This is a genomic window from Psychrobacter sp. H29 (assembly GCF_059073055.1).
On record NZ_JCACRY010000001.1, the window covers coordinates 2,266,498 to 2,287,918 of the forward strand.

Annotated in this window: 20 protein-coding genes; 9 read left to right on the forward strand and 11 right to left on the reverse strand. The window is 43.5% G+C overall.

Features of this window, described 5'->3' with window-relative positions; translation table 11 throughout:
* The first annotated feature begins 243 nt into the window (after window positions 1-243).
* Entirely contained in the window at window positions 244-579 is a 336-nt protein-coding gene (locus AC5JP1_RS09170) for an Mpo1-like protein (RefSeq protein WP_319052142.1), read from the forward strand.
* 123 nt (window positions 580-702) lie between these two features.
* Here AC5JP1_RS09170 and AC5JP1_RS09175 read toward each other — a convergent pair whose 3' ends face one another.
* The 3 genes from AC5JP1_RS09175 to AC5JP1_RS09185 all read right to left on the reverse strand — a co-directional run bounded on the left by AC5JP1_RS09175 (window position 703) and on the right by AC5JP1_RS09185 (window position 4,502).
* Entirely contained in the window at window positions 703-2,460 is a 1,758-nt protein-coding gene (locus tag AC5JP1_RS09175) for an AMP-binding protein (protein WP_493843899.1), read from the reverse strand.
* A 280-nt stretch (window positions 2,461-2,740) separates the two neighbouring features.
* A complete protein-coding gene (gene hemL, locus AC5JP1_RS09180) occupies window positions 2,741-4,042 on the reverse strand; it encodes a glutamate-1-semialdehyde 2,1-aminomutase (RefSeq protein ID WP_493843900.1) in 1,302 nt (433 codons plus the stop codon).
* Window positions 4,043-4,148: 106 nt separating this feature from the next.
* Window positions 4,149-4,502 carry a zinc ribbon domain-containing protein YjdM gene (locus AC5JP1_RS09185; RefSeq protein WP_493843901.1) on the reverse strand — a complete coding sequence of 118 codons (354 nt, stop codon included), beginning with the start codon at window positions 4,500-4,502 and terminating at the stop codon, window positions 4,149-4,151.
* 372 nt (window positions 4,503-4,874) lie between these two features.
* On the opposite strand from AC5JP1_RS09185, the gene ygfZ reads away from it, so the two are divergent.
* Window positions 4,875-5,627: a CAF17-like 4Fe-4S cluster assembly/insertion protein YgfZ gene (gene ygfZ, locus AC5JP1_RS09190; RefSeq protein ID WP_493843902.1), complete on the forward strand. Its 753-nt coding sequence runs from the start codon at window positions 4,875-4,877 to the stop codon at window positions 5,625-5,627.
* Between the two features lie 84 nt (window positions 5,628-5,711).
* Window positions 5,712-7,037: a D-amino acid dehydrogenase gene (locus tag AC5JP1_RS09195; RefSeq protein ID WP_493843903.1), complete on the forward strand. Its 1,326-nt coding sequence runs from the start codon at window positions 5,712-5,714 to the stop codon at window positions 7,035-7,037.
* Window positions 7,038-7,130: 93 nt separating this feature from the next.
* Here the strand turns inward: AC5JP1_RS09195 and AC5JP1_RS09200 are convergent, their stop codons facing one another.
* Window positions 7,131-9,329 (reverse strand): molybdopterin oxidoreductase family protein, encoded by a 2,199-nt coding sequence (locus tag AC5JP1_RS09200; protein WP_493843904.1) that lies wholly within the window; start codon window positions 9,327-9,329, stop codon window positions 7,131-7,133.
* Window positions 9,330-9,378: 49 nt separating this feature from the next.
* Complete coding sequence (locus tag AC5JP1_RS09205; RefSeq protein WP_493843905.1) at window positions 9,379-10,059, reverse strand: TetR/AcrR family transcriptional regulator; 681 nt, start codon at window positions 10,057-10,059, stop codon at window positions 9,379-9,381.
* Window positions 10,060-10,391: 332 nt separating this feature from the next.
* Here AC5JP1_RS09205 and AC5JP1_RS09210 point away from each other — a divergent pair, with 332 nt between their 5' ends.
* From AC5JP1_RS09210 to AC5JP1_RS09225, 4 genes are all read left to right on the forward strand, one after another.
* The gene (locus AC5JP1_RS09210) at window positions 10,392-11,624 is read left to right on the forward strand and encodes an NADH:flavin oxidoreductase/NADH oxidase family protein (protein WP_493843906.1); all 1,233 of its coding nucleotides are present in this window, start codon (window positions 10,392-10,394) and stop codon (window positions 11,622-11,624) included.
* Between the two features lie 507 nt (window positions 11,625-12,131).
* Window positions 12,132-12,335 carry a CsbD family protein gene (locus AC5JP1_RS09215; RefSeq protein WP_319052385.1) on the forward strand — a complete coding sequence of 68 codons (204 nt, stop codon included), beginning with the start codon at window positions 12,132-12,134 and terminating at the stop codon, window positions 12,333-12,335.
* A gap of 800 nt (window positions 12,336-13,135) precedes the next feature.
* Window positions 13,136-13,804: a hypothetical protein gene (locus AC5JP1_RS09220; protein ID WP_493843907.1), complete on the forward strand. Its 669-nt coding sequence runs from the start codon at window positions 13,136-13,138 to the stop codon at window positions 13,802-13,804.
* A gap of 154 nt (window positions 13,805-13,958) precedes the next feature.
* Entirely contained in the window at window positions 13,959-14,333 is a 375-nt protein-coding gene (locus tag AC5JP1_RS09225) for a hypothetical protein (RefSeq protein WP_493843908.1), read from the forward strand.
* A gap of 142 nt (window positions 14,334-14,475) precedes the next feature.
* Here AC5JP1_RS09225 and AC5JP1_RS09230 read toward each other — a convergent pair whose 3' ends face one another.
* On the reverse strand, window positions 14,476-14,787 hold the full coding sequence (locus AC5JP1_RS09230) for an NGG1p interacting factor NIF3 (RefSeq protein WP_493843909.1): 312 nt from the start codon (window positions 14,785-14,787) through the stop codon (window positions 14,476-14,478).
* A 40-nt stretch (window positions 14,788-14,827) separates the two neighbouring features.
* A complete protein-coding gene (locus tag AC5JP1_RS09235) occupies window positions 14,828-15,460 on the reverse strand; it encodes a DNA-3-methyladenine glycosylase (RefSeq protein WP_493843910.1) in 633 nt (210 codons plus the stop codon).
* A gap of 292 nt (window positions 15,461-15,752) precedes the next feature.
* On the opposite strand from AC5JP1_RS09235, the gene AC5JP1_RS09240 reads away from it, so the two are divergent.
* Window positions 15,753-16,070, forward strand: a complete 318-nt coding sequence (locus AC5JP1_RS09240) for a barstar family protein (protein WP_238036222.1) — start codon at window positions 15,753-15,755, stop codon at window positions 16,068-16,070.
* Window positions 16,071-16,268: 198 nt separating this feature from the next.
* Window positions 16,269-16,487 (forward strand): DUF4926 domain-containing protein, encoded by a 219-nt coding sequence (locus AC5JP1_RS09245; RefSeq protein WP_493843911.1) that lies wholly within the window; start codon window positions 16,269-16,271, stop codon window positions 16,485-16,487.
* 242 nt (window positions 16,488-16,729) lie between these two features.
* Here AC5JP1_RS09245 and purC read toward each other — a convergent pair whose 3' ends face one another.
* The 4 genes from purC to AC5JP1_RS09265 form a co-directional block, all read right to left on the reverse strand.
* Window positions 16,730-17,443, reverse strand: a complete 714-nt coding sequence (gene purC, locus AC5JP1_RS09250) for a phosphoribosylaminoimidazolesuccinocarboxamide synthase (protein WP_493843912.1) — start codon at window positions 17,441-17,443, stop codon at window positions 16,730-16,732.
* A 129-nt stretch (window positions 17,444-17,572) separates the two neighbouring features.
* A complete protein-coding gene (locus AC5JP1_RS09255) occupies window positions 17,573-17,896 on the reverse strand; it encodes a hypothetical protein (RefSeq protein ID WP_493843913.1) in 324 nt (107 codons plus the stop codon).
* A gap of 144 nt (window positions 17,897-18,040) precedes the next feature.
* The gene (gene dapA, locus AC5JP1_RS09260; protein WP_493843914.1) at window positions 18,041-18,946 is read right to left on the reverse strand and encodes a 4-hydroxy-tetrahydrodipicolinate synthase; all 906 of its coding nucleotides are present in this window, start codon (window positions 18,944-18,946) and stop codon (window positions 18,041-18,043) included.
* Window positions 18,947-19,465: 519 nt separating this feature from the next.
* Complete coding sequence (locus AC5JP1_RS09265; RefSeq protein ID WP_493844463.1) at window positions 19,466-20,830, reverse strand: Do family serine endopeptidase; 1,365 nt, start codon at window positions 20,828-20,830, stop codon at window positions 19,466-19,468.
* Between the last annotated feature and the right edge of the window lie 591 nt (window positions 20,831-21,421).

Genomic DNA, 21,421 nt, shown 5'->3' on the forward strand with positions numbered 1-21,421 from the left:
TAGTGATAGCGGTTTGCTACATTGAAAGTTATCAATAACATGATAGAAAACCGTTATTTAGTGGTTATATACCCTTATAACTGACATCAAAATTATGAGTTATTTGCTCAAATTTCTCTTAAAAATCGTCTTCGATTGATCACCGATAAACCCGCCAGCAAGGAAGCTAGTCGCATGAATCAAACCACCACCACAAATACTACCAAAATCACAAGCCCTCAGGCCAATAACACCAAGACAGATATGGTAAAAACTGAGACGCCATCTGAACAAGCATTCTATGATTTTTATTTGGACGAGCATCAAAACATGGCTTGTCGCCGTCTGCATTTTGCAGGCAGTAGTTTTGGCTTATTGGGACTGGCAAAGTCTGTCAAAACCAGATCAGCAAAACCTTTGGTAAAAGGTATCGCTGCTGGGTATGCTTGTGCTTGGGTTGGGCACTTTTTCTTTGAAAAAAACAAGCCAGCTTCCTTTAAATTTCCACTAAAAAGCTTTGCTAGCGACTTCCGTATGTATAGCGACGTCCTAAGGGGCAATCTGAGCCTAAGAAATCGTAAGTACGATAAAGCACGATAAAAACCAGCTAACGTACGAGACAGGTGACAAAAAAACTGGGCTACTATTTTTAGTAGCCCAGTTTTTTATTATTGATCACTTTATTGCTGTCAGCTCACTTTTATAAACGACACGACACATTTTTTATCTTAAGGATTTACGTAATATCTTGCCAACAGCGGTTTTAGGTAGCTCATCGATAAACTCATAGGATTGCGGACGCTTATAGCCAGTGAGGCGTTTGCTTGCAAAATCCTGTAGCTCCTCTACTGTGAGGTCTGGGTCTTTTTTCACCACAAATGCTTTTGGCACTTCACCGCTATGATCATCTGCAACACCTACCACCGCCACCTCCAATACTTTAGGGTGCTCGGTCAGGGCAGCCTCTACTTCATTGGGATACACATTAAATCCTGAGACCAGTATCATGTCTTTTTTGCGGTCTACGAGCGTCAAAAACCCCTCGTCATTCATAACACCAATATCACCTGATCTAAAGTAGCCATTGTCGGTAAAGGTGTCTGCATTGTCTCGTTGCCAGTAGCCGCGCATGACCTGTGGGCCTTTGATACAAACCTCTCCTCGTGTACCTAGCGGACATGTCTTGCCATTCTCATCTATGATATTAATATCTGTCAACGCCAGCGGCAGTCCAACGCTACCATTGAACGCGGTAACGCCAGAGGGATTGAAAGAAATAACCGGCGCGGTCTCAGACATACCATAGCCTTCGCTAATAATCATACCCGTGACTCGCTGCCACTGATCGGAGACTGCTTTGATAATCGCTGTACCGCCACCGATAGATAGTGCCAAGCGGCTAAAATCAAGGCTGGCAAATTTCGGATGGTGCAACATACCGATGAATAAAGTATTTACCGAAGGAATGACATGAGGTCGATGCTGTTCAATCGTTTTGACCAAGCCATCAATATCACGAGGATTGGTGACTAAGACATCTTCCCAGCCGCCATAAAGACCCAGTAGTCCGCAGACTGTAAATGAAAAGATATGGTAGAGCGGTAAAGGATTGAGGATTTTGATTTGCTCACTACGATTGGCTTCAATTGTCTTGCCAAACATTGCGTAGCACTGACAAACATTGGCCATGACATTGTAATGGGTCAGCATAGCGCCTTTTGGCTTGCCAGTCGTACCACCTGTATACTGCAACAATGCCAAATCTTCACGTTCTATCATAACGTCTTTGAACGCTGACTCATTATACGCCTGCATAACATGGGCAAACGTTATGTTGTGCTTTGATGAGTCAGTTGATGACTCGGTTACTGCCTCAGTTGATGACTCAGTTAATAATTGCGTCGAGGTATGTGCTGGCTTATGTGTGCTTGCAGATTGTGCTGAGTCAATTTGACTGAGCAAGGCAATATCGTTATCAGAAATACTAGGATCTATAGAGCACCTGACCACCCATTTTAGTTGTGCTTTTACCGTTTCATCTAGTTGCTCATAAGCCGTGCTCATACCATCTAGCACAATGAGACCGCAAGCTTGGGCATCCGTCAACTGATGTGCCAACTCATACTGCGTATACATGGGGTTGACGTTGACCAGTACCACACCCGCTCGTAAGCAACCTAACAGTACTACGGCATATTGCAGTATGTTTGGTAGCTGTACGGCAATACGGTCGCCTTTTTCTATACCTTGTGCCTGTAAGAACGCCGAAAAACGGCGGCTGGCACTGTCTAATTGACCAAAAGTAAGGGTCGCAGCGCCCATACTAAAAGCGGGACGATTACTGTGCTGATCTATCTTTGGTTGCAATAAGTCAATCAGGTTTTGCTTACCTGCCAATACGTCCAAGTTGTTGTCCAAACCATACTGCTCATACGTGGTCTGCCATAGAGGCGCTACGCTACTAGAAGTACTATTGCTCATTCTTTTGCATCCTTGCGTTATTGTCCGAATTTATCTCAGAGTATCATAGTTTATTGTCTATTTTTTAGACACACAGGGATTGAATGTATAAGCATCAGTCACGCTATGACCCATATAAACGCGCCTTAGAAATACACCTTTATTTCTGCAATAGCTATAAGACAAGTACCGCTAAACGAAAAAAACCAGCAAAAATCACTGTTTGATTTTGCTGGTTTTTTGAACTTTTGAATGTTTATAAAGCTTGATAACTATATGGTTAAACTACGCTAAAGATAGACTAAGCTTTCGCCATCTCTGCAAATATCTCATCAGCAGCAGCTATCGATGCATCAATATCTTCATTGCTGTGTTTGATTGACATAAAGCCCGCTTCATAAGCAGAGGGTGCAAGATAGATACCGCGATCTAGCATGCCATGAAAGAAAGTATTAAATACCGTCATGTCACACTCTGTCACATCATCGAAGTTCATCGGCGTCTGAGTGTCAGCATCTTTGACAAAGAACATACCAAACATACCGCCTAATTTATTGGTACGCAGATTGACGCCGTGTTTGTCCGCTGCTGCTTGAAAACCATCGACCAAATGATCGACTTTGGCAGCTAAGTCATCGTAGAAGCCTGCTTCCGTCAAGTCTTCAAACATCGCGATACCAGCGCGCATGGCCAGTGGGTTGCCTGATAATGTACCAGCTTGATAGACACCACCCAGTGGCGCGATGCAAGACATGATGTCTTCTTTACCACCGAACGCGCCAACAGGTAGACCGGCACCGATGATTTTGCCAAAACACGTCAAATCAGGCGTGATACCAAAATGTGCCTGCGCACCGCCAAGACCCACACGAAACCCTGTCATGACTTCATCAAAAATCAATACTGCACCATGCTCAGTACACTGGGCACGCAGCGTATCGTGAAAATTCTGCTCTGGAATGATCATATTCATGTTGCCAGCGATAGGCTCTAGGATAACGCAGGCAATCTCCTCGCCCCATTTTTCAAAGCAATCCTTAATCGCTTGCGGATCGTTATAAGGAATCGTGATGGTGTGCTTCGCAAAATCCGCTGGCACGCCTTTAGACGTTGGTTCACCGATATCAAGCATGCCTGAGCCTGCTTTCACAAGTAGACTGTCTGAATGACCATGATAGCAGCCTTCAAACTTAACGATTTTGTCACGCTGGGTATAGCCACGTGCCAGACGGATCGCGCTCATGGTCGCTTCGGTACCCGAGCTGGTCATACGAACCATCTCAACGCTTGGTACGATGTCGCAAATCTTGTCGGCGACCGTCGTTTCAAACGGCGTTGGCGTACCAAAGCTCAAACCATCATCAGCCGCTTTTTTTACCGCATCAATAACTTTTGGATGCGCATGACCCAAAATCATCGGACCCCAAGAACCCACATAATCGATGTAGGCATTGTCTTCGGTGTCATAAATCTTGCTACCGTTGGCACGGTGCATAAATATCGGCGTACCACCAACTCCGGCAAAGGCACGTACGGGTGAATTGACGCCACCTGGTATATGTTTGCGCGCTTGGGCAAAGAGCTGTTCGTTTTTAGTACTCATAGCTAGTCTCTATTTGTAGATGTTGTATTTTATAGGGTCTGTATTTTTTGATTAACGTTAGTTTTATATTTGTTTATTATCCAATCTTTCAAGACGTTTTTACAATTTACGCTTTTTTGACGACAGAAGATTTTAGCTTCATTGGACCATAGCCGTCGAGCTTGCAATCGATATCATGACCATCGGTTGCGTCTGGCAACAAGCGAATACTTTTTGCTTTTGTCCCGACTTTGATGACCAGTGACGAGCCTTTAACCTTAAGGTCTTTGATGACCGTAACAGCATCACCATCCTGCAACTCGTTGCCAACTGCATCACGAATCAATGCATCTTGTTCTTCTGCTTGTGCTGCATCAGTCTCAGCCGCTGTCCACTCATGAGCACACATAGGACATACCAGTAACGCACCATCTTCGTACGTATATTCAGCATCACATTTCGGGCAATTTGGTAAGCTCATTATATCCTCGGTAGTCATCAAATATTGGGTTCAATATAGAGTCAACATTGTACCGTAACTCACCATCTTTAACCAATTTGTACGGTTGAAAATTGGACACTGTACCCAATTTAGCACTTAACCCCTCACTTTAATGCACCCCTTAGCGATGACGTTTTTGTGACTGTATTTTTGTGGTACTCTTCTTAACCTTATAACGATTTATACGCGCACTTTTAGTTAGCAACATGGTCAGTAACAACGGCATCTATATAAAAAGTGCGCGTATAATTTCTTATCACTTCGATGTCGTCTTTTAGCCCATTTATTTATAAACATTTGAATTAGGGACATGCCCCTAATAAATAAGCGCTTAGCAGAAGGATAATAACAATGACTCAGTCTTCAGATACCTCAGTATTACCGCAGTTTTCGCAGCTGACCATTCAAGGCGAGGACGCCGAAAAATTCTTGCAAGGTCAATTGACTTGTGATGTGACCAAACTTGGGCTCAGCTATCAGGCAGCCGCTATCGGCAACCTAAAAGGTCGTATTGAATTTGGCATTTGGATTAAGAAACAAGCAGAAAAGCATTATGATGTGGTCATAAGCAGCGATTGTGCGGCATCTTTGCAAGCGCATCTGAACAAGTACGGCGCGTTTTCAAAGTTTGAGACCAGTGCACCGACTGCGATTTATCCTTGCGTGCTGGCAGATACGCCAACCTTTAGTCACAAAGACGACCATAATACAGCCGCTGATACTGAAGCTTGGATGACATGCAGCATAGCCACAGGCAACTATTGGATCGTGGCGGCGACTCAGGGTGAGTTTCAGCCGCAAGAGCTGCGTCTACATCAGCGCGGCGGTATGGACTATGATAAAGGCTGCTATTTGGGTCAAGAAGTTATCGCCCGTATTTATTTCAAATCTGCGCCCAAAGCATTTTTGCATTATGTGCAAGGTACTGGTGATGTGCCAGCAGCTGGCGACAAGTTAGACAAAATCCAAGTGGTCAACACCATGCAAACCGATGATGGTTTTATCGCACTGGTGGTGGCGCGTCCTGAACAATTGGCAGAAAGCACGCTTAGCATACTGGACTTGCCAGCAGCACTACAAGTAGATGTTGCACGCCCAAAGTAACTCAAGCAATATAGCTACTTGGCAAAGGTGATAGTGGTTTGATACAGAACTGCCATCATGATTAACATGAGCACAGAGAATCCTATGACACATATCGCGGTACTCGGAGCAGGCGTGGTGGGCGTGACCACCGCATGGTATCTACGTCAGGCAGGCTATGATGTGACCGTGATTGAGCGTGAGTCCGCAGCAGGCATGCAGACATCCTTTGCCAATGGCGGTCAAATATCGGTCTCACATGCCACGCCATGGGCCAATCCTGCGACGCCAATGAAAGCGCTCAAGTGGTTGTTTAAAGAAGATGCGCCGCTGCTGTTTCGTCTACGTGCAGATAAGGATCAGCTCAAATGGGCCATGCAGTTTTTGCAAGAGTGCCGCGCTGATCGTGCCGATGCCAATCTGGTACAGATGGTGCGCTTAGGTCTGTATTCTCGCGATACCTTACAACAGCTACGTGCAGACATCGATATCAATTATGAGCAGCAAACACGCGGTATCATGCATTTTTATACCAGCCAAGCGGAGTTCGATGCCGCTATCGAACCTACTGAGCGCATGCAAGCGCTAGGCTGTGAGCGTCATGTGGTTGATATCAATAACGCCGTCAGCTTAGAGCCAGCACTCTACCCTATTGCACACAATCTCACAGGGGCTACCTATACCAGCCGCGACGAGTCTGGCAACGCGCACCTGTTTACGCAGCGCTTAGCACAGCGCTGTATTGATGCGGGTGTCACGTTTTTATATGATACCGAGATATTAGCCCTCAATACTGACGCTCACTCTACTAGGCTCCATGTGCACAGTATTACTATTCGCCCAAAAGGCGAAAACGCGCAGACTTTCACGGCTGATAGTCATGTGGTTGCGCTTGGCAGTTATAGCGTCCCTCTCTTAAAACCACTGGGTATTCATGTGCCCATCTTTCCTGCAAAGGGCTATTCGGCCACCTATAAAGTCAATCCGCGAGCACCGCATTTAGCACCTTTTGTTAGCCTAATAGATGATGAGTTTAAGCTGGTCACCTCACGGCTGGGCGATAAATTGCGAGTGGCGGGTACAGCAGAATTTAACGGCTACAATCTCGACCTAAATACCACGCGCTGTGAGGCCATTACCCGCCGCGTGCAGCAATTGTTCCCCAAAGGCATCATCGCAAATTCTGTTCAGTATTGGACAGGACTACGACCGATGACCCCATCGAACGTGCCATTGATTGGTCGTGCGCACTGTGGTCAAGTCAAACATGGCAGTCACAATACGTCAGCGACTTTTGATAATTTATGGCTCAACACAGGGCATGGCACACTAGGGTGGACACATGCTTGCGGTTCTGCAAAAGCGATTAGCTTGTTAATCCAAGGCGAAACGCCCAATGTTGATTTTGATTTTGTAGGTACAAGTAATTAACCCGATATTGAAATAATATATTAGCGCTATACCTATAAAAAAGCAGGCGCTTACATCGTGTAAGCGCCTGCTTTTTACTTTAAAAAATTGAGTTTATGCGATTGCACTATCTGCTAACGTCTCTGATGCCTCAGTAGATATCTGGTCTGTATTAGCATCCAGCGCTTCTAGTTGGACCGGCACACCATTGACAGCGGCATTACCACTCAGCTGATCGATTAGGGTATCGTCTGTTAAGTCATTGACACTGACACCAGCATGCTCTTGTGCAATTTTCTGTTTGACGCCTTTACGTCCATGACCAAAGCCATGCGGAATACTCACCACACCTGGCATCAGCTCATCGGTTACTTCTGCTGCGATGACTACGCTACCGACTCGAGACGTTACTTTTACGTCTTGACCATCTTCAATACCGTACTGCTCTGCCGTCTGTGGATGCAGCATTAGTGTACAACGAGATTTGCCTTTGACCAATCGATAACTGTTATGCAGCCATGAGTTGTTGCTACGTACATGGCGACGCCCAATGAGTAAAATTTCCTGATTGTCGTACTGCTGCATCATCTCTTTGACCCGTGCCAAATCTGCTTGATAAAAATCAACATTGAGATTGATTTGTTTATCTGCATGCTTGATAGCCTCTGGCAACATACGATGCAATGGTCCCAAATCGATGCCATGTGGATTATCTATCAGCGCATCCAATGTCACGTCTTTATAAGGTCCATATTTAAGACCCTGCTCAAGTAAGAACTTTGGTCCAAACGCTTTAGTCGCCGCGCGCTCTTTTTGTACTGCTTCAGGGGCATCTTTATCCAAACGATCAGCAAGCCCCAAATAAATCTCCCAGTCATGCTTTTCATTGTCTGTTTTGCTAAACAAGGCAGGCGAGTATTTGGCAACATTATGTACCGCAAAACCATTAAACGTGATGTCATAATGATCACGCTCTAATGGCGATACAGGCGGCAGAATAATATTGGCATGGCGACTGGTCTCAGTCACAAAATAATCAAGCGACACCATAAACTCCAGCCCTGATAGCGCCTCGTCTAGTTTTTCGCCGTTTGGTGTCGTGAGGACGGGGTTACCCGCGACAGTCATAAAGCCTTTTAACTGCCCTTCTCCTGCGACCAACATCTCATCAGCCATCGCAACCACGGGATACTCACCATTAAAATCAGGTAGGTTACTCACGCGACTGTGGCGTTTGCCCAAATAGCCAGGACCCGAGCTATTGACCACATCAACAGCAGGGTTCGGGAACATGAGTCCACCCACTTCATCCAAGCGTCCTGTGACGATGTTAATGACCATAGAGAGATACTGGCTCAGCAGCCCAAACTCTTGCACTGAGATACCCATACGACCATAACAGACCGAGCTTTCGGCCTCACAGAACTCCTTGACAATACGTTTGATTTCATCAGCTGTGATACCCGTGATGCCTGCTACCGACTCAGGTGTGAACCCTTCTGCAAATGATTCAATGCGATCAATCTCTGGTGCCAAGCCTGCCACTCGGCTATCTACTTTGGCATAGCCTTGTGCATAGATTTCATTGAGCATGGCAAGTAACAGCAATACGTCTGTCGCTGGGCGAACAAAGTGATGCTCGCTGGCGATATTTGCGGTTTCGGTACGTCTTGGATCGATCACCACCACTTTACCGTCACGGGCTTTGATGTCTTTTAGTTTTTGGCGCATGTTGGGCGCAGTCATGATACTGCCATTAGATGCCAGCGGGTTACCGCCGATGATGAGCATATACTGGGTATGGTTCACATCCGGGACCGGAATACGCAGCATATGACCGAACAGGTGCATACTAACAATATGATGTGGTAACTGATCAATAGATGTCGCAGAAAAACGACTGCGTGTCTTTAGGCTGGTCAATAGCTGTTTTATGGTCAACATACCGCCCATATTATGGACATTCGGGTTACCTAAATAGACCCCAAACGCATTTTGACCGTATTTTTGCTGAACGGACTGAATACCTTCAGCGACTTTGTCTAACGCCTCTGTCCAACTGATGGACTTCCAACCATCCGCCGTTCTCTCAACAGGCCCTCGCAGACGATCAGGGTCTTCGTACAAATCCTGCAAAGCAGTGGCTTTTGGACAAATGTAGCCTTGGGAGAAAGGATCATTTTTATCCCCTTTAATCGATAAGACTTTTTCGCCATCATGCTTTATTTCGACGCCACACATGGCCTCGCATAAGGTACAGGTTCTAAAGTGTATTTGTTCATTGTCTGTTGGTGTAGCCGCTGTTGTGGCCATAGTCGTGCTCCCTTTTATGTGTTGTAAATCCTAGCTATCACGATATGCATCATGACTTGCTATGGTTGCTTCCGTGCAAAAAATTAGCGAACAGCGCATCAAAGCTAATGCTCAATGTGTTAATCGCCTGCGCCCTTGAATAGCGCTGCTGATGATAGCCTAATATCAACTCGTGTACTTGTGCAGCAGCCATATCGACACAAAGATTGACAGCACTCCTCTCAGCAGAACGATTGGATAGCTGTAATCCTTGAATAAATATCTCTGTCCACTCTTCTTGTATTTCACTGACCAGGTTTCCTAGACCATTACTTAGTGAAGACTGGTTTTCTATAGTGGCGCTAAATCGCGGACGGTCTTCGAGCAAGTGCTGAAACAGCTCTATATTCTGAAACGCTGAATCAAAAATCATGGTCAGACATTGCTGACACTGCTCGTTAAACTGCTCCTTACTCAATACGTCGTAGTCTTTGAGCATATTGACCCATGCTAGTCGCATAGGAGATAGATAGTTGTCCTTTAACTGAGCACTTAGCTCGTTTTGCAGCGCATCTAAACTCTCAAAATGATTATAAAAACTGGGCTGTGCTATACCAGCACCCTTAGCAATTTTATTCATGCTCATACCTTGAGCGCCTTGCAAGCTGTACAACCGCAAAGCACTTTTGAGCAATGCGCGCCGCGTCTTAGCCTTTGCTTGCTCGCGTTTTGACTCTATAGGTACTGTCATATCTTGTACTAATACATTCAATACAGGGGTATCCTGATTTGGTTAATAACTTGATTAAGAATTCGTTCAATAACTTAGTCAATAGTATGGTCAACAGGTCAGTAATTTACCTGAGGTGCTATTGTGCTAAAAAAATGTGATGATAGATAGAGATAACGGTTTTTTGGGTGAGCTGCCTTTTGATCAGCCATTTTTAGAATTACCACCCATAAACTCACTACAATTACTAATCATGTTTCGACTATAAGGTTATAGTCATTTAAACTATAAGTCTATAGCCAAACGCATAGTAGAACTCGTGCTTCACAAAAACATAATCTTAGGCCACTATCATGACATCACCTGTTTTTTCATCGTTCGTATTGCCTTGTGGCATCACCTTACCCAATCGCTTAGCAAAAGCTGCCATGGAAGAAAACATGGCTGATGCAGGTCAGATTCCAGGCGCTGTCCTCCTTCGCCTATACAAGCGCTGGGCAGCAGGCGGTACAGGCTTACTCATTACAGGGAATGTCATGGTCGATGGTCGCGCCATGACTGGTCCTGGCGGTGTCGTACTAGATAAGCATAGTGGCATCGCGCCTTTTGAGGCGTGGGCACGTGCCGCCAAACAAAACAACACCCGCGTTGTGATGCAGCTCAACCACCCTGGTCGTCAGGTATACGCTGCGATGGGTGGTGATGTCCTCTCCCCTTCTGATGTGGCGCTTGATTTGGGCAAGCACTCTCATTTATTTAGTAAACCTCGCGCCATGACACTACAGGATATAGAGCAGCTGGTACAGCGGTTCGCTGATAGCGCTGTCAAAGCAGAGCAGGCAGGTTTTGATGGGGTACAAATTCATGCCGCGCACGGCTATCTTATCTCTCAGTTTTTATCCCCGCTCACCAATCAGCGAAAAGATGAATACGGCGGTTCGATTGAAAACCGTATGCGACTGCTACTCGAAGTGATCAAAGCCATTCGTGAGCAGGTTTCTGCCACTTTTATAGTGGCTGTAAAAATAAACTCAGCTGACTTTCAGCGAGGTGGTTTTGATGCCGATGATGCTAAAGTGGTTGTACTAGCCATGAATGAGCTGGCAGTAGATTTGGTCGAGCTCTCTGGTGGTAGTTACGAAAGCCCAGCCATGCAAGGCAATACAGCAGATGGACGCACTCTACAGAGAGAGGCTTACTTTTTGGATTTTGCAAAAGAGATTGCTCAAGCCGCTACCATGCCTATCATGACGACAGGCGGCGTTAGACGGTTGGCTGTTGCAGAAGAGGTACTGGCTCAAGGCATCGATATCGTCGGCATGGGCACAGCGTTGGCGCTGAATCCAACCCTTCCCAATGATTGGAAAAAAGATGCCGCACTGAGTGCTCACGATCCTATGGTACGCTGGAAAGACAAAACCTTGAGTGCGCTTGCGACCATGGCAGTAGTCAAACGTCAGCTACAGCGCATGGGCAATGGCAAGCCGCCTAAGTCTAATGTGTCGCCATTATTTTCACTGGTTAGTGACCGTATTCGCATAAAGAAACTGACCACGCGTTATAAGCGTTACCTGGCTAACCGCTAATGACCTAGCGCTCTTCACTGACCTCTATTGAGTATGAAGAAGTAAAAAGCAGAGACTCTAAATTTAGAGCTCTGCTTTTTTTCGCTACGCATTTTGCCTACACGTTCCCTCTACATTGCAGACACGCTATTTGATTGCGCTCAGATTTCCATATCCAGTTTAATGCTATTACGCACAATAGACGCAATTTACGCTGCACTATCACAGCGTCAGTGTCGATAACACTTAGCGAACGTTCACTATAATTAAGTAACACTATAAACATAGCACATACAGACAGTCGAATTGAAAAGTCCTATATTTGATTTCACAAGATATTTGAAAATAACCAACTATACTTGTGAATCATAAATAAAATAATAATAGCTAGAATAACAATAAACAAAATAAAGATTTTAAAATAAAAATAATATAATAATAAATATCATCCAATAACAAAGAAGAAGTATTAGAAAAGAAACGTTAAAACTAACCGAAGACAATAAGCTAAACAAAAGGAATAATACAATGAACGAACATACTCTAAAAGGCGAATGGAACCAAATGAAAGGTTCGGCTAAGCAAAAGTGGGCAGAGTTGACTGATGATGATCTCACCCATGTCGAAGGTAGCCGAGACAAACTAGTCGGTCGTGTCCAAGAGCGCTATGGTCATGCTAAAGAAGATGCAGAGCGTGAAGTAGATGACTGGCGTCGCGAAAACAAATACTAATTGGCTTTATTTAGAAAAATAGTGATTTCTTAATAAGAATAAAAAACCGCATATTAATATATGCGGTTTTTTACGTCAGATAAATATCAATAATTAAATAAATATTAACCGTCAAATAAAAGCTAGTTATTAAATAAAGACTCGTTATAAACCATCAATATTTTAGATAGTATATGCGTTTCGATAATTAAATAGTAATAACAATGAGCGTCATCCAGACACGATAAAACCGCATAGCAATTAATTGTTATGCGGTTTTATTGTTAACCATCCATGTTACCTATCGCGGACTAATTTCTATGCATCCTTGCACAAATAGTTAGTATATTGCGATACTGGGCATCCTGCCCTTATTACTACATTACAGCTCACTGTTAATTGCTGCTATCAGCAAAGGGTATGTGTCCTTACTTCAACTATCATTATCATCCTGATGGTGATAGCTGAATCATTATCCTTAATGCGGTCAACTCAATCCTTGAGTCACATTCCCTAATGCCGTGTGACTATAATGCCTAAATCTCACTCTCATGTTAAGTCGCGTAAACGTCATTGTATGTAAGCATATGCTTACATCGATTGGATTATAGCAACGATTACAACTTACTAACGCAAATGACACTTAATATAAAGTTTTGCATCTTACTATAGATAATGTAAGAAAACATTTCTAAACGTACTTTCCGATGATAACAACTGTGAACTTTTAAACAAAGATTACCTTACCCAGCAGCCTATTTTTTTAATCAGTACCAGCACTTTACCTTATAGCCCTCTGAAACCTTATAGGATATCGAACTATGAAAACTATAAAGCCGTTCTCATTTAAGACCGCTGTATCTACTGGCCTTGCCCTTACGCTATTAGGTACAACTGTCGGTTGTACAGTAGTTGGTCCAGGCTATGATAACCAACGTGTACATCGTGTCGATAACAATCGTCAAAATGATAGTTTTAATCGTGTCAGCCAGCAATTACGTCAAGACCTGCGCCGCAAAGGCTACCAAGTGATGGCTATTAAACCTGACAGTTACCGCGGCGAGCGTGCAATTACGGCTTTCGTCAAAAAGAACAATCAAGCTTATGAGGTCAAATATACTTATCCTACTCTGAGACTCATCAACTCAAATAAGATAGCGTGGTCAAATAACGGGAGAGATAACAAGTACCAACGAGACAATGACCGATATAAAAAAGACAAGTACAAGGATGATGACAAATACAAAGGGAATAAGCGCTATAAAAAAGGGGATGTCGAAGACAGTATCAAGAGAGAGTCACGTTACCCCGCTATCAAGCGCCGTGCTATCAACAAAGTCAGAGCAATGGGCTACCGTGTCAAAGATATAGATCTTGAAGAAAAGAACAAGCGCGGTGTCTTTGAAGTTGAAGCAAGACGCGGTTCACAGAAATATGAGATATTGCTGAGCTACCCAAATCTAGAGGTTATTAGAGTCAAAAAAGATTGATTGTGCTGAGTCGCTTTTATTAGCGCAGCTCTATATGTCTGTCCATCAAAGCAAGTGTAAATCGTCAATCTTACTGACCTGAGTGTTGGCTAGATATCTTGAAGCATTGCAAAGCAATCTATATTAAACAATGTCCTGTTATGAGAAAATTTTTATGAGAACCATATTACCTTTGGCACTAAAAAATGTAGTATCTGGTGGTATTGTCGCCGCACTACTAGCAGTAACAACTGGCTGTGTGACTACCCCTAATGGCTACAATATCTACGATGACATCTACGGAGATGTCTATAAGGACAGTAAAGATCACAAAAAGCACAAGAACAAAAAAGCTGACAAAAACATCTCCTCAGCCACTGTCGAGCGCCGAGCGGCTAGTAAAGTCAGCAGTATGGGCTACCGTGTCAAAGACGTTAAATATAAAAAGGGCGATCGTAAAATTAAAGTGAAGGCTGAACGTGATCGCGACGATTATAAAATCGAGCTGGGTTATCCGAGCTACAATGTGATTAAGCTTAAAAAAGATTGATCAGTTGTTAAATACTGGCATTCACTATTAATACCTAGTTGGAACATCAAAAATTTTATAACCAAATAAGTCATTGAGTGGTTTATTTGGTTTTTTTATGACAAGTCTTACGCTCAATAAGCTGATATTTCTCTACATAACACTAAAAATCTAACACCTTTATCACATCGTAAGCAGGTGTCTCATACGGGTGCGTCTCTTTTAACGCGGCGATAGTAGCCGTTATAAATGCGTCGTCTACCACCATCTCCACTCGCCACTCATCGACCGTTTCTAAACTATCGTGACAACCGATATGCGGCGTACTACCTGATAATGGCATAAACTGACCGGTTCCTCGTACTTGCCAACAGCACTGCTCGTAGTTACCAATACTCCCAGCACCAGCAGCAAACATTGCAGATTTTACTTGGTCTAACGCTGCATCAGGAATGAATACGGTTAACTTATACATAGGTTTACCTCATAGATGTCGTCAACAGGCAGTCAGTCGACTAGTTTTTGGACAGAGACGGATGATCGGTCCAAATATAGCGTAGTAGCCAGTCTTTGGCATCACCTGCATAATCAATACCAATACGTGGACGCACTGACACGGGTGGCTGGCAACTATCATCTTCGACCCAAACGCTTGAGTCTGGCGTGATTGGTTTGCCATATAAATCGCGGTCGATCTGCAAGCGCTTGGTCAGTTTACCTGGACCTGCGAATTGCTTAGGATGAGTCAGCTGCTTGTTTGGACTCAGTTGTTGCTCTTCAATCAGACGGTCACTATCATCGGTCAAAAACCCAGCGCGAATCAGTACCGACTCAGGGGATTCGGCTGCACCACTGACCAGATTGAGCATATGGTGCACGCCGTAAGTCAAATAGACATAGAACACACCGCCTTGCTCATACATAATCTCTGTGCGCGCTGTTCGAGTGCCTGCATGTGAATGGCAGGCGGGATCATCTTGACCAATATAGGCTTCAGTTTCAGAGATACGCATACGTAGCGTTTTTTGCTGTCCATCACTATCAGTTAGCTCTCGACATAAGACTTTACCAACTAGGTCAGCAGCAACCACACAGGTCGGACGAGTGAACCAATCAGGCTCTAAAACAGTTGATGAGGCAGTAGACATTAGCAAAACCTTTTCTTATTTTTATGGTCTAATTGTTATGAGTAAGTACTAACAAATTAGCATAAAAGTAAGATAAGGTATCGAAGACAGTGTTGGCACTATGTTTGATTTTTTATACGGGCTAAACTACAAACCTATGCCTAAAGAGTGATACTGGTTGATAAATGGGTAGTAATTGCAGTCTGTTATAAGTGGTTCTATTATGGCGGTCTGTTTTAAGTGGTCTATTTATTGTTTTAGAGGTCTGTTTGGTTGGTTCCGATGGGGTATACTTAAAAAATGGTGATAATATATGGAAATGGTTATAGATTTTAAAGATGTTGATACAGTTGATAAAATGCATAAAGAATTGAAGCAAGCTTTTGGCTTTCCAGATTTTTATGGAGCAAATTTCAATGCTCTGATTGATTGTTTGGGTGATATACGTTATCCAGAATACGGCATGTCAGAGGTCACTATAGGAGAAAATGAAATATTGAGTCTAACGATTAAAAACTTTCCTTATAATGATGAGTTGATTATTAATAATTTTTTTTATGCTATTAAATGCGTAAACGATAAATCTATTCTCAATGAAGAAAGCCCTTCTATACATTTGATACTAATTTAGGTCAACTAATAAGTGACCCCTATCATTGATCTCGTAGAAACCAACTTGAAAGATTTTAATCGCACCTCTTAATTATAATGAACTACTCCAACGATTTCGTAGTCATTAAGTTTATATCTAACACTAGCAGTTAGGTTCCTGTATAGCGCACCGAACACGTTCCCATAACAGACGTTATTAAATATAAGGCTTAGCAGTATGTCGAATATAAACGATGTTATTAAGGTATCAAAAGATATTCAAGACGATATCAGAGCAGGTCATTTGGGTACTGTAGTACATATTTTTGATCAAAATCCCCCTGTGTACTTAATTGAGTTTGTAGATGATGAAGGCCGTACAACTGAAATGGCATCTCTAAAAGAAGAAGACGTGAGCCTTTATTGGATTGCCAGCACTGAAACATATGTCGAATAGTTAACGGTGAGTTGTCCTGACTATTAATGACAACGTAATAACCTAGTCAAAAAAAATTAAGACAGGCTTATTAAGTACACTCAGATGTACATTGATTCAATATAAAAGCCTATACTCATAGCAATCACTTGGACTACAGCCGAAGATTCAAGTCCTCACTAGGGTACCATTATAAATATAATGCCATAAAAAAACTGAGCACATGGCTCAGTTTTTTATTTTATATTGTGACTATTGATAGCTTAGTTTAATGGTACACCAATACGGTCAGCCACTTCTTCATAAGCTTCGATCACATCACCCAATGACTGACGGAAACGGTCTTTATCGAGCTTTTTCTTAGTGTTCTTGTCCCAGATACGGCAGCCATCTGGTGAGAACTCATCACCTAAAACGATACAATCATGGAATACGCCAAACTCTAGTTTAAAATCAACTAGGATTAAATCACCCGCATCAAACAATGCTTTTAATACATCGTTGACTTGATAGGTTAGCTCTTCCATTTTAGCCAATTGCTCTTTGGTAGCCCAACCAAGAGACACAGAAAGTGACTCATTCACCATCGGATCGCCTAGCGCATCATCTTTATAAAACAGCTCATACGTTGGCGGCGTCAATGCCTGCCCTTCTTCTAAGCCTAAACGGCGCACTAGGCTACCTGCGGCAAAGTTACGCACCACGCACTCAACAGGAATCATATCCAAGCGCTTGACTAATACTTCATCATCAGATAGTTGCTTTTCGAAATGCGTTTCGATGCCAGCATCAGACAATTTTTGCATGATAAAAGCATTAAAGCGGTTATTGACTACACCTTTGCGTGCCAATTGTTCGATACGCTTACCATCAAGCGCTGAAGTATCATCACGGAAGTGCAAAATCAGAAGATCATTGTCTTCTGTTTCATAGACAGATTTGGCTTTACCTTTATACAGCAGTTGTTGCTTTTGCATTATGGGGTTCCTGTTCGTTCAAGCTTATGTGGTAAAAACGCGCAGCGACCGCTTGCTTTTATCTGGTGATATCGATGTCACTGTAATCAATAACGATAAAAGCCAGCGGTATAAATAAGGAAAATGAAATTAGTTCGAAGCGTTACTAACAGCACGCTGAGGTTTTGGCAGCTGATACTGATTGCCTGATTCGTTCTGTAGTTTGAGCGTATTTGCGCCAACGTTAGGTGTCGGATACAAAGGCACAAAAGGGGCTGTTTCTTGGGCAGCAGGAAGCTCAATTGGCGCAAGCTTTTCGCTTTGTTGATAATCTAAGCTACCATTGTCACGCTTACCAAGTAGGTTCTTGGTTGCCTGACAGCCACTCAATACTAGCGTGCTACCCAAAACTAAGGTCAGCATCGCAGGAAATAGTTTTTTCGTTGATGATACTGTCTTTGATGTTACTGTCATCGTATTGTCTCTCTGAGTTAGCAGTTGTTGCGCATGTGGGCAATTGTCTTACCGTGATAAGGTAACTTGCTGCTAGATCGAATAACACTCATCTAATGTGCAGCAAGTCTTAGATCGCCGAATATCAATGTACTGGTTATCAATTTATCGTATGTTTGCTCGAACCAATGCTTCATCGATAGTCGCATGATGCTGCTCTGCCAACCAAACGAGCGGTAAGCGTATACCTTTATCGATAATGCCCATTTTGTGTAGCGCGTATTTTGCTGGGATAGGGCTTGATTCGATAAACAAATCACGATGTAAATGCTTGACCACGTCGTGAATTTTGTCAGCGGTTTCAAAGTCACCGCGCAATCCTGCTGTAAATGTCTCGCTCATGGCTTTTGGTGCTACGTTAGCAGTCACTGAGATATTGCCTTTACCGCCCACTCTCAGTAAATCAAGCGCCGTGCCATCATCACCTGATAGGACAACCATTCTATCGCCAACTACCTTTATCAGTTGCTCGCCGCGACCGACAGAGCCTGTCGCATCTTTAATAGCAACGATGTTATCGATATCACACAAACGCTCGACCGTGTCTTGCGCAATATCAACTACCGTGCGTCCAGGTACGTTATACAGCATTTGCGGTATGTTTACGGCTTTAGCAATGGCTTGGTAATGTTGATATAAGCCTTCTTGTGGCGGCTTATTGTAATAAGGGGCAACCAATAACGCACAGTCTGCACCAGCATCTGCTGCATCTTGAGTCAGTTTAATGGCTTCCATGGTGTTGTTGGCACCAGTACCCGCGATAACGGGCACGCGACCTTTGACATGCTGGACAAAATAGCGAATAACATCACTATGCTCTTGCATAGATAGGGTTGCCGACTCGCCAGTAGTGCCGACAGCGACGAGGCAATGAGTGCCTTGCTCAATCTGCCAGTCTATGAGGTCTGCCAGACGTTTATAATCGACCGTGCCGTCAGGATGCATGGGCGTTACCAAAGCTACCATTGAGCCTTGTAGTCGGGTTTTAATCTCGTCGTATGCTGTGCTCATAACCGTGCCTTACTGTATTATCCTAGCTTTTATCAAAGCTGTCACATGATAGGTCGTTTGCAAGTGGCCAAATATTTATATGCGTCGATAAACGCTAATGACCATGTCTTGCTTGATGTTGATGCCGAATGTTTGTTTATTATAATAATGCTTACATTAAAAGTGACTGTGTATTTAGACCAGTATTGATATCAACTATGCTAATGATTATAAATACTTGCTCAGTCATCAAATATAATAATAAAAACGCCTGCTAGTGTAGCATATTTTTTTTTGACCGCTATCAATCAATTGATGATTGAAACACAAATTACAGACTAAAAAAGAGTCTTTTTTATTACTAAAAACCGTAACTATCAGCGCAAAAGCGCATCAATAGATAAGCTTATCACTTAATAGTCAGTTTAGCGTAACGAATACCCACTGAGATAATCTTAACGAATCGTCAACACGTCAATAGTCGGGCAATATAGCCACACCTCTTATCTTGATTTCCCGAAAACTCACCTTCAGTAGTATCTACTCAATACGCAAGCCAATAATAGCAGGAATGCCTTGACGGATGACTTCTATCGTTACCACGCCTTTTTTAGGAAGAGATGAGATAGCATTAGAGAAATCCGTTACCTTTTTGATCGGCTTTTGGTGAAAATTGGTGATGACATCACCGGCCAAAATTCCCGAACGTGCCGCAAGCCCAGTAGGGTCAACAGTCGTCACTAAAATGCCCGTTTTTCTATCCTTAGCGATTTCTGCTTGCTCATCCTCAGTCAAATCACGCAAGCGCAAGCCCAGCTGTATATCATCACTCTGCTGATCGCCACCCTGAGCTCTTACGTCATCGGGTGCATAGGCAAGCTTACCGCTCACAATCATTTGCTTACCATTACGCTGAATCTGGGCGCGGAATGGATCGCTTGGCTTTGCTCGATTGAGTAAATTCAATAAGTCAGAAGCTCGCATGATTTGTACATTATTATATTGCAAGATGATGTCACCAGGTTTTAGACCTGATTTTTGTGCTGGTGAATCTGGAGACACACGAGTTAGCAGGGCACCTTGAGGTCGATCCAGCTTATACGCTTCGGCTAGATTACGATCGATGTCTTGCGGATAGATACCCAAATATGCACGGGCTACTTCACCATTGGTTTTTAATTGCTCATAGATATCCATCGCCGCATCAATTGGGATAGAGAACGACAGTCCCATATAGCCACCAGTACCACTGAAAATACGTGAATTAATACCAATGACTTCGCCGCGCTGATTGAACAGCGGTCCACCCGAGTTACCAGGGTTCAGTGCTACGTCTGTCTGGATAAATGGCACACTGGTCTCACGTGAGAAGCTACGCGACTTGGCACTGACGATACCAGCAGAAGCAGAATAATCAAAGCCAAATGGTGAACCAATGGCCAGTACCGGCTCCCCTACTTTTAGGCTGTTTGAATCGCCAATCGGCAGCGCAGGAAACTGACTGCCTTCTACTTTTAACACAGCCACATCTGAGCGCTCGTCACTACCGACCAAGGTCGCATCCAGCTCTGTTCTATCATTAAGTGTGACCGTAATCTTGTCAGCGCCTTCGATGACATGATGGTTGGTCAGCATATAGCCGTTAGATGTGATAAAAAACCCTGTACCGTAAGCATTCTCAATCGCTGGCGTGGCGGCACGATCAGGAATACGCACACGATCACCAAAGAACTGTCTTAACACTTCAGCCGTTTGGACTTTGGCAAGCTCAGCTTCACTGATGGTTTTGGTGACGTTGACACGCGCTACCGCTGGGGTGACTTGTTGAACCAGATCAGAAAAATCAGCCGTCGTCACGGCAGCATGGGCATTATTCATGGTTGTGACGCTGATACCAGCCACCATAGCGGTACTCACAGCAAATGCTAGTGCGCTACGCTGTAACCAAAGTCGCATATCGACAGTGGTTCGTGCTCTAAACATATTGATAGGCATATTGTCCTCCATATGAGTGGTCATTATTATTGTTATCGATCGTTATCGTTGATCATTGTACGACGGTTATTTTTGATGATTACTGTTGATGGTTGTTTTCAATAGTATCTTATCCATGTTGCTTATAACTATCTTACAACCAAGCTACTATATCCATCATTATATCTGCTTACTCTCTCATTACTGCTCTATACATTATAGGACTACAGAACGTGGCAAATACGTCCGATCTCCAGCCGTATATAGCGCCGAGTTGACCTCATATTATTGTCGTATTCGCAGCGTGCAAGACCACCGTCGCTACTGTATGATGAGTAAAACGCTGTATTGTCATCGCCTCTATAGTGCAGAATAACCCAAGGTATCGCTATTTCATACTTACTTTGTACAATTTTATGGCGCTATGATGATATTGTGAACGGCGCTATCTACATGGGCATGAAATAAAACCATGCTATGATAGCAAGCAAAATATATTACTTAATAAACAAAAGTTACTTT

Excerpts from the sequence above, each read along its gene's own strand:
- AC5JP1_RS09200 (WP_493843904.1), bottom strand. The coding sequence starts at position 9,329 with ATGGCCACAACAGCGGCTACACCAACAGACAATGAACAAATACACTTT.
- AC5JP1_RS09235 (WP_493843910.1), bottom strand. The coding sequence starts at position 15,460 with ATGTCTACTGCCTCATCAACTGTTTTAGAGCCTGATTGGTTCACTCGT.
- purC (WP_493843912.1), bottom strand. The coding sequence starts at position 17,443 with ATGCAAAAGCAACAACTGCTGTATAAAGGTAAAGCCAAATCTGTCTAT.
- AC5JP1_RS09240 (WP_238036222.1), top strand. The coding sequence starts at position 15,753 with ATGGAAATGGTTATAGATTTTAAAGATGTTGATACAGTTGATAAAATG.
- AC5JP1_RS09255 (WP_493843913.1), bottom strand. The coding sequence starts at position 17,896 with ATGACAGTAACATCAAAGACAGTATCATCAACGAAAAAACTATTTCCT.
- AC5JP1_RS09205 (WP_493843905.1), bottom strand. The coding sequence starts at position 10,059 with ATGACAGTACCTATAGAGTCAAAACGCGAGCAAGCAAAGGCTAAGACG.
- AC5JP1_RS09220 (WP_493843907.1), top strand. The coding sequence starts at position 13,136 with ATGAAAACTATAAAGCCGTTCTCATTTAAGACCGCTGTATCTACTGGC.
- AC5JP1_RS09225 (WP_493843908.1), top strand. The coding sequence starts at position 13,959 with ATGAGAACCATATTACCTTTGGCACTAAAAAATGTAGTATCTGGTGGT.
- hemL (WP_493843900.1), bottom strand. The coding sequence starts at position 4,042 with ATGAGTACTAAAAACGAACAGCTCTTTGCCCAAGCGCGCAAACATATA.
- AC5JP1_RS09185 (WP_493843901.1), bottom strand. The coding sequence starts at position 4,502 with ATGAGCTTACCAAATTGCCCGAAATGTGATGCTGAATATACGTACGAA.
- AC5JP1_RS09195 (WP_493843903.1), top strand. The coding sequence starts at position 5,712 with ATGACACATATCGCGGTACTCGGAGCAGGCGTGGTGGGCGTGACCACC.
- AC5JP1_RS09170 (WP_319052142.1), top strand. The coding sequence starts at position 244 with ATGGTAAAAACTGAGACGCCATCTGAACAAGCATTCTATGATTTTTAT.
- AC5JP1_RS09265 (WP_493844463.1), bottom strand. The coding sequence starts at position 20,830 with ATGGTGGCTGGTATCAGCGTCACAACCATGAATAATGCCCATGCTGCC.
- AC5JP1_RS09245 (WP_493843911.1), top strand. The coding sequence starts at position 16,269 with ATGTCGAATATAAACGATGTTATTAAGGTATCAAAAGATATTCAAGAC.
- AC5JP1_RS09230 (WP_493843909.1), bottom strand. The coding sequence starts at position 14,787 with ATGTATAAGTTAACCGTATTCATTCCTGATGCAGCGTTAGACCAAGTA.
- ygfZ (WP_493843902.1), top strand. The coding sequence starts at position 4,875 with ATGACTCAGTCTTCAGATACCTCAGTATTACCGCAGTTTTCGCAGCTG.
- dapA (WP_493843914.1), bottom strand. The coding sequence starts at position 18,946 with ATGAGCACAGCATACGACGAGATTAAAACCCGACTACAAGGCTCAATG.
- AC5JP1_RS09215 (WP_319052385.1), top strand. The coding sequence starts at position 12,132 with ATGAACGAACATACTCTAAAAGGCGAATGGAACCAAATGAAAGGTTCG.
- AC5JP1_RS09210 (WP_493843906.1), top strand. The coding sequence starts at position 10,392 with ATGACATCACCTGTTTTTTCATCGTTCGTATTGCCTTGTGGCATCACC.
- AC5JP1_RS09175 (WP_493843899.1), bottom strand. The coding sequence starts at position 2,460 with ATGAGCAATAGTACTTCTAGTAGCGTAGCGCCTCTATGGCAGACCACG.